This is a genomic window from Amycolatopsis sp. NBRC 101858 (assembly GCF_030269325.1).
Classification (GTDB): domain Bacteria; phylum Actinomycetota; class Actinomycetes; order Mycobacteriales; family Pseudonocardiaceae; genus Amycolatopsis; species Amycolatopsis ponsaeliensis.
Map to the genome: position 1 here is coordinate 1235588 of NZ_BSTD01000001.1, position 14956 is coordinate 1250543.

The following is a 14956-nucleotide window of genomic DNA, read 5'->3' on the forward strand; positions in this document are numbered from 1 at the left end:
CGGCGGGTCACCACGGCCCGCCGCCGGAGTGCGTCAGGCGTCGGCGTTCTTCTTGATCTTGTCCGCGAACTGCTGCGCCGTCGCCGCGCGCTTGACCTTGCCCGACGGCGTCTTCGGCAGGCTCCCCGCCGGCAGCACGACCACCGCGTACGGCCGCATGTCGACCGCGTCGCGCACCCGCGCCGAGACCTGCTTCATCAGGTTCTTCTCGGCGTCGGCGTCGCCCGCCAGCTTCGACTCGACGACCACCGCGAACCGCTCGCGGCGGCTGCCCGCGTCCAGCCGCACCGCCACCGCGTTGCCCGCCCGCACGCCCTCGACCGACGTCGCCGCACGCTCGATGTCGGTCGGGTAGAGGTTGCGGCCGCCCATGATGATGACGTCCTTGCGGCGGCCGCAGATGACGATCTGGCCGTCCACCAGGTACCCGAGGTCGCCGGTGTTCAGCCAGCCTTCGGCGTCCTGGGTGGGAACCGGGCCGTCCATGGTCAGGTAGCCCGGCGTCACGGCCTCGCCGCGCAGCCGGATCTCGCCGACTTCCCGATCGCCGACGCGCGTGCCCGCGTCGTTCACGATCTCGGCTTCCAGCCCGTCCAGCGGACGGCCGAGCAGCGCGAACGACCGAACGCCGTCGGTGCCGCGCCGCGGGTCGCCCTCGGGGACCGGCACCGCGCGGTTGTCCGCCTCCAGCGCGTCGGCCTCGACGACGTCGAGCGTGAGCCCGGTGAACAGCGGCGCGAACGACACCGCGAGCGTCGCCTCGGCCATGCCGTAGGCCGGGAAAACGCATTCCGCCGGCATCTTGAACCGGGCGCCGGCGTCCACGAAGGTCTGGACGGCGGTCTCGTCGATGGGCTCGGCACCGTTCAGGGCGATCCGCAGCTTGGAGAGGTCGTAGGCGTCGTCCTCGTCGACGCGCGCCATCCGGCGCCCGACGATCGCGTACGCGAAGTTCGGCGCCGCCGTCGTCGTGCCGCCGTACTTGGTGATCAGCTCGGGCCAGATCAACGGCCCCGACAGGAACTCGACCGGCGTGATCTTGACGAGCTCGACGCCGAAGGTCATCGGCACGGTCAGGAAGCCGACCATGCCCATGTCGTGGAAGGTCGGCAGCCAGGACACCATCACGTCGGTGTCGAAGTCGAACTCCGCGCGGTCGACCATGGCCTTGACGTTGGAGTAGAGGTTCCCGTAGGTGATCCGCACGGCCTTGGGATCGGCGGTCGAGCCGCTGGTCAGCTGCAGGAGCGCCGTCTCGCCTTCGTCGGTGCCGACGACGTCCGCGAGCGGCTCGGCGTCGGCGAGCTCGGTGATGAGCTTGAAGCCGATGCCCTTCTCGGCGAGCACGGGGGCGAGCTGGTCGAAGGGCTCGCCGAGCAGCACGAGGTCCGAGCCGATCATCCCGAGCACGCGCACGGTGTCCTCGGCCCATTCGGCGAGGTCGGTGCGCGGAGTGGGCTGGTGCAGCATGGTGACGCTGCCCCCGGCCAGCCAGACGGCCTGCACGGTCGGCGCGATGAGCACCGGCGCGGCGGCCAGCACCCCGACGGCGGTCCCCCGCTCGAACCCGCCCGCGACGAGCCCACCGGCGATCCGCCGGGCTTCCTCGTGCACGTCGGCCCAGGTCCGCCGGACCGGCTCCTTCGGCTCCCCGGTGACCATGCCACGCTGCTGACCTCGCCCCGCCGCGGTGGCGACGAGCGTGTCCACGAACCTGCTCATGCGCGTCAGATTACTGTCTGGGTGTCAACATCCGCCGACCAAGGCGGAAACCGGGCCTCGCAGCCAGTTGTCGACCTGCCGCTGCCCCCGGCCCCCACCGATCCTCGTCAACGCCCGATGTGCCGCAGGAGGGTGCGCTTGACGACGAGGGCCATGGGCAAGGCCCGCGGGTGGTCGAGCCCCACCACGTCGGCCTGCCACGCGGCACACCCAGGGAGTCACCCGGCCCCAGCACCCTCATTCCAGCAGCTCGGACGTCTCCAGCCAGCGGCCCTCGACGTCCTCGATCTCGCCCTTGACGCCCTTCAGCTCCGCGTTGAGCTCCATCAGCTTCGCCGGGTCCGTCGCCGCCTCCAGCAGCGCCGCGTGGAGCTTCTCCTCCTTCGAATGCAGCTGGTCGAGCTTGCGCTCCAGCCGGCCCAGGTCCTTCTGGGCCGCGCGGAGGTCCGCCGCCGACTTCTTCGCCTCGGCCTTCGCCGCCGTCGGGGTGGTCGCGGCCGCCGGTTCCTTGGCGAGGGCGCGGCGGTTCAGGTACTCCTCGATGCCGCCCGGCAGGTGGGTGATGCGGCCGTCGCCGAAGAGGGCGACGATCGTGTCGCAGACCCGTTCGACCAGGTAGCGATCGTGCGACACCACGACCATCGTGCCCGGCCAGCCGTCGAGGAGGTCTTCCAGCTGCTGCAGCGTGTCGATGTCCAGGTCGTTCGTCGGCTCGTCGAGCAGCAGCACGTTCGGCTCGGCCATCAGCAGCCGGCACAGCTGCAGCCGGCGCCGCTCGCCGCCGGAGAGGTCGCCGACGGGGGTCCACTGGCGGGCCTGCGGGAAGCCCAGCTTCTCGCCCAGCTGCGACGCCGTCATCTCCTGCTTGCCGAACACCACGCGCCCGGCCACCTGCTCGATCGCCTGCAGCACGCGCAGGTCGCCGGGCAGGTCGTCGAGCTCCTGGCGCAGGTGCGCGAGTGCGACCGTCTTGCCCTCGATCCGGCGCCCGGTCGACCCTTCGACGTCACCACCCAGCAGTTTCAGCAGGGACGTCTTGCCGGAACCGTTGATCCCGACCAGGCCGATCCGGTCGCCCGGCCCGACCCGCCAGGTGACGTGGTCGAGCAGCGTCCGGTCGCCGACCGTGTACGTCGTGTCTTCCAGCTCCAGCACGGTCTTGCCCAGGCGCCGCTTCGCGAACGCCATCAGCTCGACGGAGTCGCGCGGCGGCGGCACGTCCGCGATCAGCGCCTCGGCCGCGTCGATGCGGTAGCGCGGCTTCGACGACCGCGCCTGCGGGCCGCGGCGCAGCCACGCCAGCTCCTTGCGCGCCAGGTTCTGCCGCTTCTCCTCGGCCGTCGCCGCCAGCCGCGCCCGCTCGGCGCGCGCGAAGATCCAGTCGGCGTAACCACCTTCGTACATCTCGACGCGGCCGTTCGCGACCTCCCACGTCAAGGTCGCGACGGTGTCGAGGAACCACCGGTCGTGGGTGACGACCACGACCGCGATCCGCCGGGTCAGCAGGTGGTCGGCGAGCCACTGGACACCTTCGACGTCCAGGTGGTTGGTCGGCTCGTCGAGCACGACGAGGTCGAGCTCGCCGGTCAGCGCGGCGGCCAGCGAAACGCGGCGCCGCTCGCCACCGGAGAGGTTCGCCGTCGGCGTGTCCAGCCCGATCGCGGTGATCCCGAGTCCGTCCACAATGGATCGCACGCGGGCGTCGGCCGCCCATTCGTGCTCGGCGCCGTAGCGTTCGAGGACGACGTCGCCGACCGTGCTGCCGTCCGGGAGCTCGGTCCGCTGGGTGACCACGGCCATCCGCAGGCCGCCGACGTGGCTCACCCGCCCGGAATCCGGCTCGGCGAGTCCGGAAAGGACTTCCAGGAGGGTCGTCTTGCCACCGCCGTTGAGGCCGACGACGCCGATGCGCTGCCCGGCCGCGACGCCCAGCGAGACGCCGTCCAGCAGCGGCTTCACCCCGTAGGACTTGCTCACCGCTTCCAGGTTGACCAGGTTGGCCATGCGCTCAGCCGATCCTTTCCGAGAGAAGAAGAAGTATCCGACCATCCACAGTGGAGGGTCAGGCGTGCACCCGCGGCGGGGCCGGGCGCGGCGCGTCGTCCCCGCCGACCACGCGGGCGCCGGGAACCGGGCCGTGCGCCACCCGGACGGTGCGGCACACCCCCGCACCCGACAGCTCCGCGGCGACCTCGACCGCCGACTGGGCGTCCTCGCAGAGGAATGCGCATGTCGGGCCGGAGCCGGAGACCGTGCCGGCGAGCGCGCCCGCGTTGACCCCGGCCCGCAGCGTCCGGCGCAGCCCGGGCCGCAGCGAAACCGCCGCCGCCTGGAGGTCGTTGCCCAGCAGCAGCGCCAGCTGCCGCGGGTCGCCCGAAGCCAGCGCCTCGACGACCGGGGTGTGCGAACCGATCCGCGGCGGGTTGCCGTCGGCGCGCAGGCGGTCCAGCTCCTTGAACACCTTCGGCGTCGACAGCCCTTCGGCGTCGAAGGCCAGCACCCAGTGGAAGGTGTGCCGCGACAGCACCGGGACGAGCTGCTCGCCCCGCCCGGTACCCAGCGCGGTGCCGCCGTAGAGCGCGAACGGGACGTCGCTGCCCAGCCCGGCGGCGATCTCGGCCAGCTCGTCGCGCGTGACGTCGAGGTTCCAGAGGCTCGCCAGCCCGACCAGGGTCGCGGCCGCGTCGGCACTGCCACCGGCCATGCCGCCCGCGGCCGGGATGCCCTTGCGCAGCACGACTCGGACGTTCGGCTCTTCGGTGCGCCCGACGTGCGCGGAAAGCGCTTCGACCGCGCGCCAGGCCAGGTTGGTGTGGTCGGCGGGTACCGAACCCTCGCCCTCGCCGTAGATCTCCAGCCCCGGTTCTTCGGTGACCGCGACGGTCACCTCGTCGGTCAGCGACAGGGCCTGGAACACGGTCACGAGGTCGTGGTAACCGTCTTCGCGCAGGTCGTCGACCGCCAGGTGCAGGTTGACCTTGGCCGGGACCCGGACGGTGACTGGAGGCGGAACTACGGCGAGCACCCGACCAGCCTACGTGCCCGCGAAAACGCCCCGATGCGAAGTGCGCATCGGGGCGTTTGCTGCGCCAACCGGGGCTCCGCCCCGGGCCGGGGGCTCCGCCACCCGGAACCCCCGAAAACGTTGTGGATCAGGCGGCCGCGACACCCTGCGGACCGCGGGCGGTGTGCGTCACGTGGCCGCCGCGCTCGGCGACCCACGCCAGGGCCGCGTCGGCACGCTCGCCGCGGACGCCGAGGCGGAAGCGGCCGACCGGGGTGTCGCCGATCCGGGTCAGGCCGCCGCCGATCGTGGCGAACTCGACGTCGAAGCGGCCCGCCGCCTCCGGCAGCAGCGCGCCGACCGAGGCGAAGCCGACCAGCACCACGTCGACCGAGCGGTCGTAGCGGGCCGACTGCGAGCGGGTCGTCTCGATCGCGGGCAGCAGCGCCTGCGCGGTGCGGCTGGCCGGGTTCGAGACCAGGTCGAGGACGGTGCCGCGCTCGACGACCGTGCCGTCTTCGAGCACCGCGACGTCGTCGCAGACCCGGCGGACCACACCCGCGTCCGGGGTCGTGACCACGACGGTGGTGCCCAGCTCGGCGCGGGCGCGGTCGAGCACGGTCAGCACCGCGCCGGCCTCCTCCGGGTCGATGCCGGCGGTCGGGTCGTCGGCGAGCAGCACCGCGGGTGCCGCGGCCAGCGCCTTGGCGACCGCGACGCGGCGGAGCTGGCCCTCGGTCAGCTCGCCGGGACGCTGCGTCGCGCGCTGGGTCAGGCCGACGAGGTCGAGCAGCGAGCCGACCCGGCTGCGGCGCTGCGGGCCGTCGACGCCGAGCTGCTCGAGCGGGGAGGCGATGTTGCCGGCGATCGTGCGCTCGGCGATCAGCTCCGGCTTCGTCGAGACGACGCCGAGCTGACGGCGGATCTCGCGCAGGCGGCGGCCGTCGAGGGTGCCGGTGTTGAGGCCGTCGAGGCGGACGACGCCGCGGTCGGGGCGCTCCTGCAGCGCGATGCAGCGGGCGAGGACGGACTTGCCGGACCCGGCCGGGCCGACGACGCCGAAGAGCGAGCCGGCCTGGACCTCGACGCTCACGTCCCGCAGGGCGACAACCGAGTTTCCGTTGGTGGCAAAGGTTTTGGACAGGTTTTCGACGGTGATCACGAAGGCTCCAGAAAACGGGGCGCGCTCACTCGGAGGCGCCCGGCCGCAAGCAGAGTCCGTCCTTTGAGGACGGTGCATGAAGAAGAGGTGGACCGGCTGTGACTAGCTCAGCGGGAGCGTCGACATGCGGTCACGGAGCGGCGGCCTTCGTCGACTACGCGACGCCTGGTCAGGAGCAGGGGGCGAGCTACCCTCTTCATCGGAAACGGCCTCCATCGGTCCTGGCGGTAGCACCTGCCCTGCGGAGGGTGGTTGCTGCGACTTCGGCGAGCCAGGTCTCTCAGTCGCTCGGGATGGACGCTTCCGAGTAAAGCCGATCCCGAGGAGCGAAAGCAAGCCCGTTGGCCCAGATCACACGAGTGGAGGTGTCCGAATCGCGAGATCGCACGGCAAGAGGCGTATTTTCACCGGCCGGCGTTGACTTCTGTGACATCCGGGGCTTCGCCCCGGGCCGGGGGCTCCGCCACCCGGAGCCCCCGGAAAGCCGCCACTGTGGACGTGCTACTGGGCGGCGGCCAGCCGGGCGAAGGCGTGCACGTCCAGCTGCTCGCCGCGGGTTTTCGGGTCGATCCCGGCCGCCGTGAGCAGTTCCCCGGCCCGTTCGGCCGAGCCCGCCCAGCCGGCCAGCGCGGCCCGGAGGGTCTTCCTGCGCTGTGAGAAGGCGGCGTCCACGAGCCCGAAGAGCCGATCGCGGTCGTCCGACGCCGGAGCGTCACCGCGTTCGAAGGCGACGAGCGCGGAGTCGACGTTCGGCACCGGCCAGAACACCGAGCGCGGCACGGCGGCGACCTTGCGCGCCGGGCCGTACCAGGCGAGCTTGACGCTCGGGACGCCGTAGATCCGGCTGCCGGGGCCGGCCGCCATCCGGTCGGCGACCTCGGTCTGGACCATGACCAGGCCGCTCTTGAGGGAAGGCAGCTCGGCGAGCAGGTGCAGCACGACCGGGACGGCGACGTTGTAGGGCAGGTTGGCGACGAGCGCGGTCGGCTCGGGCAGGTCGGCGTTCGTGACCCGCAGCGCGTCGGCCGCGACGACCTGGAGGTTGCCGGCGACCTCGGGCCCCCGGTCGGCGACGGTCTTGGGCAGCCGTTCGGCGAGCTTGGGGTCGATCTCGACGGCGACGACGCGTGCGCCGGTGGCGAGCAGCCCGAGGGTCAGCGACCCGAGCCCGGGCCCGACCTCGAGGACGACGTCGTCCGGGCCGACGTCCGCCAGCTCGACGATCCGGCGGACGGTGTTGGGATCGTGCACGAAGTTCTGCCCGAGCTTCTTGGTCGGCCGCACGTCCAGCTCGGCCGCCAGCCCCCGGATCTCGGCCGGTCCCAGCAGTTCAACCACCGCTGGAGCTTACCGATGGGGCATCACCCGTGATCGAGCGGTCGACACGCGTGATCAGAAGGTCGACACGCGTGATTGAGCGGTCGACACGGCTAGGCCGGCCGCCCGCGCCGTGTCGCCCCTTCAATCACGCGTGTCGACCCTTCAATCACGCGTGTCGACTCTTCACGCACGCGAAACGGCCCCCGTCCGGGCAGGACGGGGGCCGTTTCGGGAAAGATCAAGCCTTCTTGCCGCAGACCGGCCAGGCGCTGTAGCCGCCGCGGGCGTCGCGGACCTTCTCCGCGATCGCGATCTGCTGCTCGCGCGAAGCCTGGCTCGGCAGGTTCGCGTAGGCGTCGCCGCCGTAGGCGTCCCACGTGCGCTTGTCGAACTGGAGGCCGCCGTAGTAGCCGTTGCCCGTGTTGATGGCCCAGTTGCCGCCCGACTCGCACTGCGCGATGCGGTCCCACGAGGAGCCGTCGCCGATCGCCGGCGTCGGGGCCTGCTTCGTGCCGACGTGGATGATCTTCGGCTTCGGCTGGGTGATGACCTGCTCGGAGATGCTCTCGCGGGAGACCTCTTTGCCGTTCTTCTGCGTGACCTTGTAGGTCACCATCTTCTCGCCGGGCGTGCCCGGGTCTTCGACCGAAGTCTTGCCCTTGGCGAGGTCCGGGTCGTCGACCTTCTGCTCGGGCGGGGCGATGTCTTCCTTCTGGACGACCGTCGAGACGCCGGTGCGGCTGATGTGCACCTCGGCGCCGTCGGTCAGCTTGACGTCCAGGCCGCCCTCGGCCTGGTCCTCCGGGCCCAGGGTGAGCTTGTACTCGCCCAGGAACTCCTTCGTCGTGACCGCGGTGGTCTTGACCTGCTTGGGCTCGTTCGCGCCGTCGTAGAGCGTGATGTTCTTGAGGGTCTTGATCTGGACGGTGGCGCCCTCCAGGGGCAGCTCGCCGTCCTTCGGCATCGACATCCACGTGCCGGGCTTGTCCATGCCCGCCATGCCGAGCTGGCCGAGCGCGTCGCCGAGGTGGGTCGCGCGGACCCAGGAGGTGTGCTCCGCGCCGTCGACGATCAGCTTCAGCTGACGGCCGCGCTCGAGCTTGATGACCCCGCCGTCGCCGACCTCCGCCTGCGGGGACGGGGAGAGCGAGTCGTGCGCGCCGACGGACAGGCCCGCGTCCTCCAGCACCTCGCCGACGGTGTCGCCGAACGAGTGCACGGTGGTCTGCTGGCCGTCGACGTCGACGGTGATGCTCTTGTTCATCGCCAGCGCGGCCGCGCCGCCGCCGGCGACGCTGATCATGACGCTGAGGACGGCACCCTTGAGGAAGCGGCGCTTCCAGACCTTGCTGGTCTGGCGGATGCTCTCGTCCATCGCGGCCCGCTTGGCCTGCGGGGACGCGGTCCGGTCCGCCTCGATCTCGTCCGGGATGACGATCGGCGGCAGGTACGTCGTCTCGGCGTTGATGAGGCGGATCAGCTCGTCGACGTCGACGTCGATCTCGGCCATCATCGCGTCGGCGTCGGGGCCGAGCGCGGCGAGGATGTCCTGCTGCGTGATGTTCGGGTCGTCGGAGAAGTCGAGCTGGCCGTAGGCGGTGTCCTCGTAATGACGCTCGAGGACGGCCGCGGAGCGCGCTCCAGCCTGTCTGCTACCTGTCACCGCTGTCGTTCCCTTTCCCAAGACGCCGTTCGGGGCAGCGTCTTTACGTCTGGGCCCGCAGCCGGCGCCATCGTCACGGTCCCGGTCGTACCTACCCGGTTCCGCTTCCCCGACGTGCACTGACGTGACTGTGGGCGTAACAGTCGGCAACTGCAGTCTGCAGTACCGACCGGCACGATCACGGGACAGTAACGGGTCCCGCCGGGTTGCGCAAACACCCCCCGGAGTGTCGTGATCCCCGTCACTCCATCAGGTGGACGATCAAGGAACCCTGATGTCGCAATGCGTTCACCCCGTTGTGACACTGGGGAGTCGGTAGACCCGCTCGGCAGTGGTCCGGACCGATTCGGCGACTTCGTGGACAGCTTCGCCCCTGAGCGCCGCGAGGTGACGGACCGTGTAGGCGGCGCCGAACGGCTCGTTCGGCCGTCCACGGAACGGGTGGGGGGTCAGAAACGGTGCGTCGGTTTCGACGAGGTACTGATCCGCCGGGCAGAGCCGCGCGGCCTCGTGGAGCCCCTTCGCGTTCTTGAACGTGACCGTGCCCGCGAAGGAAAGGACGTATCCCGCGTCGACGCACTTGCGGGCCATTTCCGCGTCCCCGGAAAAACAATGGAAGATTACGGCATTCGGCGCATTCTCTTCGGCCAGGATGCGCAGCACGTCGTCGTGGGCCTCGCGGTCGTGGATCATCAGCGGCTTGTCCAGCCGCTTGGCGAGGTCGATGTGCCAGCGGAACGCCTCCTGCTGGGCGTCGTGCGGCGAGTAGTCCCAGTAGTAGTCGAGGCCGGTCTCGCCGACGGCGACCACGCGCTCGTGCCCGGCCAGGCGCTCCACTTCGGACTTCTCGGCCTCGCCGAACCCCTTGGTGCGCGTCGGGTGGATCGCCACGGCGGCCCAGACCCGGCTGTCCCAGGTCGCGGCCTCGGTGGCCCAGCGGGCCGAGGCGAGGTCGTCGGCGACCGTGACGACGCGGGCGACGCCGGCGCGCTCGGCGCGGTCGACCATGGCCGTGACATCGGCCGCGGTGACCGCGCCGCACGCGTCGAGATGGGTGTGCGCGTCCACCACCGACACCGGGAGCCGGTCCGGGACCGGCGGCAGCTCGCGCTTCTCGTCACCCATGCGTACTTCTTACTCCTTGGTGATCGGCGCCCACTCCGGACCGGTCTCGCCGAGCGCCGGGTCGAGCTTGGTGAACAGCGGCGACGGCTTGGCGAGCGGCTTGCCGACCTCGATCGGCTTCGACTCCCACTTCGCCTGCTCGCCCGCGTAGTCGCCGGTGAGGATCGGGTTGACCCGGCCGGCGATGTCGAGGTCGTCGACCTCCTTGAGCTCCGGCTGGGCGGCCCAGACGCCGGTGCCGCCGAGGGCCTCGTGCACCTTCTGGGCCGAGTGCGGCAGGAACGGCGTCAGCAGCGTGTTGGCGTCGGAGACGACCTGCAGCGCGGTGTGCAGCACGGTGTCGCGCCGCGTGGGGTCGTCCTTGAGCTTCCACGGCTCCTGGTCGGAGATGTACTTGTTCGCCGCGGTGACGACCTTCATCGCCTCGCTCGCCGCCAGCTTGAACCGGGACCGGGCCAGGTGCGCGCCCGCGGTGTCGAAGGCCTTGCGGGACAGGGCCTTCAGCTCCTCGTCGGCCGCCGTCGGGGCCTCCGGGCGCGGGATGGCGCCGACGTTCTTGTGCGCCATCGAGATGGACCGGTTGACCAGGTTGCCCCACTCGTTGGCCAGCTCGAAGTTGGTCCGGCGGACGAACTCGTCCCAGGTGAAGTCGGTGTCCTGGGTCTCCGGGCCGGCGACCGAGATGAAGTACCGCAGCGTGTCCGGGCCGAAGTCGCGCAGGAAGTCCTCGACGTAGATGACGCGCCCGCGCGAGGTCGAGAACTTCGAGCCGCTCATGGTGAGGAACTCGCTGGAGACGATCTCGTCCGGCAGGTGCAGCTTGCCGTACTTGCCGGGCTCGCCGCCCTTGTCGCCCTCGCCGTTGTGCCCGAAGAGCAGGGCCGGCCAGATCTGGGCGTGGAAGGTGATGTTGTCCTTGCCCATGAAGTAGTACGACCGGGCGTCGGCGTTGTTCCACCACTCCTGCCACGCGTCCGGGTTGCCGGAGCGCCGCGCCCACTCGACGCTGGCCGAGAAGTACCCGATCACCGCGTCGAACCAGACGTAGAACCGCTTCAGCGGCTGGTCGCGCCAGCCGTCGAGGGGGATCTTGACGCCCCAGTCGAGGTCGCGGGTGATCGGCCGGGGCCGCATGTCGTCGATCAGGTTCTTGGTGAAGTTGAGGACGTTCGGGCGCCAGTCGGTCTTGGTGCCCAGCCAGTCGCCGAGGGTCTTGGTGAACGCCGGCAGGTCGAGGAAGTAGTGCTCGGTCTCGACGAACTTCGGCGTCTCGCCGTTGATCCGCGACTTCGGGTTGATCAGCTCCGCGGCGTCGAGCTGGTTGCCGCAGTTGTCGCACTGGTCGCCGCGCGCGCCGTCGTACCCGCAGATCGGGCAGGTGCCCTCGACGTAGCGGTCGGGCAGCGTGCGGCCGGTGGACGGGCTGATCGCCCCGCGCGTGGTCTTCGGCACGACGTAGCCGTTGCGGTGCAGCGCCAGGAAGATCTGCTGCGTCACCTCGGCGTGGTTGCCGGTCGTGGTCCGGGTGAACAGGTCGTAGGAGAGGCCGAGGCCCTGCAGGTCGGTGCCGATCTGGCGGGTGTACTTGTCCGCCGTCAGCTGCGGGGTCGAGTCTTCCTTGTCCGCCTGGACCGTGATCGGGGTGCCGTGCTCGTCGGTGCCGGAGACCATGAGCACCCGGTTGCCGGCCATTCGCTGGTAGCGGGAGAAGACGTCGGACGGGACGCCGAATCCGGACACGTGGCCGATGTGGCGGGGGCCGTTGGCGTAGGGCCAGGCCACCGCGGTCAACACAGGGGTGCTCATACCTTATTAGCCTACGGAGGGCGTCATGCGCTTTGTCGAGAGGGAGGCCCGGTTGTCGGCGACACGGTTGCTCGTGCTCGGAGTGGTGCGCATGTACGGCCGCGCGCACGGCTACCAGGTGCGGCGGGAGCTGCTGACCTGGTCCGCGGACAAGTGGGCCAACGTCCAGCCCGGGTCGATCTACCACGCGCTGAAGAAGATGACCGCCGAAGACCTGCTGGAACAGGTCGACGTCGAGCCGGGCGAGGGCGGTCCGGACCGGACCGCCTACCGGCTCACCGGCGAGGGCGAGCAGGAGTACCAGGTGCTGCTGTCGAAGGCCCTGTCCGACCCGGAGCTCAACCACCCCGACCTGTCGGCCGCCATTTCGCTGATGACGACGCTGCCCCGCGCCCGCGTGATCAACCTCCTGCGGCACCGGCTGGTGCACCTGCAGGCCGAACAGCAGCAGGCGACGCTGATGCTGGAAGAGCTGAAGGTGAACATGGGGCAGGGCACCCCGGAGCACGTCGGTGAGCTGTACCGGCTGTGGAGCTCGATCTCGGCGGCGAGCTTCGGCTGGCTCGAAGGCCTGATCGCCCGGCTCGAAGCCGGCGAGTACGTGATGGCCGACGAAGGCGGCGAAGCGTTCGGCGAACCGCCCACTCGGTAATCAAATTTGACTAGCACGCTCGGCTGGGGCACAGTGTGCACCTCAGCTAGTCAAACTTGATCAGTAGGGGGTTCTCATGATCACGGCACGCGGTCTCGAGCGGCGGTTCCGCCGCAAGGGCCGCACTGGGGGCGAAGTACACGCGGTGAAGGGCGTCGACCTCGACGTCGAAGCCGGCGAGCTCGTCGGGTTCCTCGGGCCGAACGGCGCCGGGAAGACGACCACGCTGCGCATGCTGACCACGCTGCTGAAGCCGACCGCGGGCACCGCGACCGTCGGCGGCCGCGACCTGCTGGCCGACCCGCTGGGGGTCCGCGAGCGGATCGGCTACGTCGCCCAGGGCGGCGGCAGCTCGCCGGAGACCACGGTCGCCGACGAGCTCGAACTGCAGGGGCGGCTCTACCGGATGAGCAAGGCCGACGCGATCGCGCGCGGCGCCGCACTGGCCGAGCAGCTCGACCTGACCGGGCTGGACCAGCGGCTGACCAGGACGTTGTCGGGCGGCCAGCGCCGTCGGCTCGACATCGCGCTCGGGCTGATCCACTCGCCGGGGCTGGTGTTCCTCGACGAGCCGTCGACCGGGCTCGACCCGCAGAGCCGCGCCAACCTGTGGGAACACATCCGCCGGCTGCGCGCCGAGCAGGGCGTCACGGTCTTCCTCACCACCCATTACCTGGACGAAGCCGACTCGCTGTCCGACCGGCTGATCGTCATCGACGACGGCCGGATCGTCGCCGAGGGCACGCCCGACGCGCTCAAGGCGCGGGTCAGCGGCGACCGCGTCGAGGTGGGCGTCGACCCGGAGCAGGGCGCGGACGCCGCCGAGATCGCGGGACGGCTGCCGGGCGCGCACGAGCTGTCCGCGGCCGACGGGCTCGTCCGGTTCCGCGTCCCGCGCGGCGACGTCGCCCTGCCGGAGCTGCTGCGCGCGCTCGACGCGAAGGACATCCCGATGCGGTCGGTCCAGGTCCACCGGCCGACGCTCGACGACGTCTTCCTGACGCTGACCGGGCGCTCACTGCGCGAAGCCGAGGAGGGCACCCGTGCTGCGTGACACCTGGCTGATCTTCCGCCGCGACATGAAGGCGGCACTGCGCAACCCGACGTGGATCATGATCGGGATCATGCAGCCGCTGCTGTACCTGTTCCTGTTCGGTCCCCTGATGGTCAAGGCGATGCAGGCCCAGGGCCTGTCCGAAGTGGACGGCTGGATGCTGCTCACCCCGGCGCTGATCGCCCAGCTGGCCCTGTTCGGCAGCTCGTTCGTCGGGTTCGGGCTGCTGGCCGACTACCGCTCCGGCGTGGTCGAGCGGTTCCGGGTGACGCCGGTCAGCCGCGGGGCGCTGCTGCTGGGCAAGGTGCTGGCCAGCGCGCTGCAGGCCGTCGTGCAGGCCGTGTTGATCATCGTGCTGGCGTACCTGGCGTTCGACCTCGACGCACCGGTCGGCGGCGTGCTGCTGAGTCTGGTGATCGTGTTCCTGCTGGCGGTGTCGCTGGCGTCGTGCTCCTACGCGCTGGCGCTGACGTTGAAGAGCGAGGAGACCTTCCCCGCCCTGCTCAACGCCGTGCTCGTCCCGCTGCTCCTGCTTTCCGGGATCCTGCTGCCGATCACGGCGGGCGTCGCGCCGAAGTGGCTGTACACGATCTCCCAGATCAACCCGTTCCGGCACGTGGTGGACGTCGAGCGGAACTCGTTCCGCGGCGACTTCACGATGGACGCGTTGTTCACCGGCAGCGTCGTGGTGCTGGTGATGGCGGTGGTGTCGGTGTGGTGGGGCACGCGGACCTTTCAACGAGAAAACGCCTGATCAACCTGGTGTTGCTGACTGCGAGTCCGCCCTTGGCGACGTATGGTGTGCTCTCATCTACGCGCCGGGGGCGGACTGTGACGGAGCCGGAAGCCGAACTCGGCATCTCGCTGTCCCACCGCGAGCACGTCGCCGACTGGCAGGCCGTGCGCGGCGCGCAGACCCGGTTCGTCTCGGTGACGGTCAGCGAGAACGTCAACTGGAGCAGCTCCGCCGCGGAGCGCAACCTGACCGGGGCGCAGGAGGCCGGGCTGCACGTCGGAGGCCGCCACTACGCGCGGCCGGGCGCGGTGCACGACCAGGCCGACCACTTCGTGCGGACGGCCAGCCGGCTCGGCGCCTTCGCGCCCGGGTCGCTGGCGCCGGCGCTGGAAGTGGCGGCGCCCAGCGTCGACGACCGGTTCATCAAGGCGTGGATCAAGTACGTCCGGCAGGCGGCGCGCATCGAGCGTGTGCTGGTCTACGCCGACTACGACTGCTGGCAGCACCGGCTGCACCCGGACCGCTGGGCCGACTCCGAGGTGGTGCTGTGGCTGATCCGGCACAACGGCATCCCGGGCCGGGCCGGCTGGTTCCACTCGCGGCTCGGCGTGCACCAGCACGCGTGCACGGCGGACGTGCCGGGCGTCGACGGTCCCGTGGAGCAGAACGCCGTCGTGTACCCGTTCACATTGGGTGACCTTCTGCTCTGACG

General features: G+C 70.7%; 12 protein-coding genes and 1 riboswitch. Of the genes, 4 read left to right on the forward strand and 8 right to left on the reverse strand.

Annotation, left to right across the window (positions count from 1 at the left end; all coding sequences use genetic code 11):
- Positions 1-33 precede the first annotated feature (33 nt).
- From QSK39_RS05860 to metG, 8 genes are all read right to left on the reverse strand, one after another.
- Positions 34-1722 carry a fatty acyl-AMP ligase gene (locus tag QSK39_RS05860; protein WP_285476615.1) on the reverse strand — a complete coding sequence of 563 codons (1689 nt, stop codon included), beginning with the start codon at positions 1720-1722 and terminating at the stop codon, positions 34-36.
- Between the two features lie 237 nt (positions 1723-1959).
- Positions 1960-3726: an ABC-F family ATP-binding cassette domain-containing protein gene (locus tag QSK39_RS05865; RefSeq protein ID WP_285476616.1), complete on the reverse strand. Its 1767-nt coding sequence runs from the start codon at positions 3724-3726 to the stop codon at positions 1960-1962.
- Positions 3727-3784: 58 nt separating this feature from the next.
- A complete protein-coding gene (locus QSK39_RS05870; RefSeq protein ID WP_285476617.1) occupies positions 3785-4747 on the reverse strand; it encodes a 4-(cytidine 5'-diphospho)-2-C-methyl-D-erythritol kinase in 963 nt (320 codons plus the stop codon).
- 127 nt (positions 4748-4874) lie between these two features.
- The gene (locus tag QSK39_RS05875; RefSeq protein ID WP_285476618.1) at positions 4875-5888 is read right to left on the reverse strand and encodes a methionine ABC transporter ATP-binding protein; all 1014 of its coding nucleotides are present in this window, start codon (positions 5886-5888) and stop codon (positions 4875-4877) included.
- A 209-nt stretch (positions 5889-6097) separates the two neighbouring features.
- Positions 6098-6188, reverse strand: a riboswitch (SAM riboswitch).
- Positions 6189-6389: 201 nt separating this feature from the next.
- Positions 6390-7226, reverse strand: a complete 837-nt coding sequence (gene rsmA, locus QSK39_RS05880) for a 16S rRNA (adenine(1518)-N(6)/adenine(1519)-N(6))-dimethyltransferase RsmA (RefSeq protein WP_285476619.1) — start codon at positions 7224-7226, stop codon at positions 6390-6392.
- A gap of 220 nt (positions 7227-7446) precedes the next feature.
- Positions 7447-8871: a resuscitation-promoting factor gene (locus QSK39_RS05885; RefSeq protein ID WP_285476620.1), complete on the reverse strand. Its 1425-nt coding sequence runs from the start codon at positions 8869-8871 to the stop codon at positions 7447-7449.
- A gap of 288 nt (positions 8872-9159) precedes the next feature.
- On the reverse strand, positions 9160-9996 hold the full coding sequence (locus tag QSK39_RS05890) for a TatD family hydrolase (RefSeq protein WP_285476621.1): 837 nt from the start codon (positions 9994-9996) through the stop codon (positions 9160-9162).
- Positions 9997-10005: 9 nt separating this feature from the next.
- A complete protein-coding gene (metG, locus tag QSK39_RS05895; protein WP_285476622.1) occupies positions 10006-11802 on the reverse strand; it encodes a methionine--tRNA ligase in 1797 nt (598 codons plus the stop codon).
- A 52-nt stretch (positions 11803-11854) separates the two neighbouring features.
- On the opposite strand from metG, the gene QSK39_RS05900 reads away from it, so the two are divergent.
- The 4 genes from QSK39_RS05900 (at position 11855) to QSK39_RS05915 (ending at position 14954) form a co-directional block, all read left to right on the forward strand.
- Positions 11855-12454 carry a PadR family transcriptional regulator gene (locus QSK39_RS05900; RefSeq protein WP_285477944.1) on the forward strand — a complete coding sequence of 200 codons (600 nt, stop codon included), beginning with the start codon at positions 11855-11857 and terminating at the stop codon, positions 12452-12454.
- Positions 12455-12530: 76 nt separating this feature from the next.
- Positions 12531-13508, forward strand: a complete 978-nt coding sequence (locus tag QSK39_RS05905; protein WP_285476623.1) for an ATP-binding cassette domain-containing protein — start codon at positions 12531-12533, stop codon at positions 13506-13508.
- Positions 13498-14262: an ABC transporter permease gene (locus tag QSK39_RS05910; RefSeq protein ID WP_285476624.1), complete on the forward strand. Its 765-nt coding sequence runs from the start codon at positions 13498-13500 to the stop codon at positions 14260-14262. The genes QSK39_RS05905 and QSK39_RS05910 overlap by 11 nt, the downstream gene beginning before the upstream one ends.
- 77 nt (positions 14263-14339) lie before the next feature.
- On the forward strand, positions 14340-14954 hold the full coding sequence (locus QSK39_RS05915; RefSeq protein ID WP_285476625.1) for a glycoside hydrolase family 25 protein: 615 nt from the start codon (positions 14340-14342) through the stop codon (positions 14952-14954).
- Positions 14955-14956: the final 2 nt, after the last annotated feature.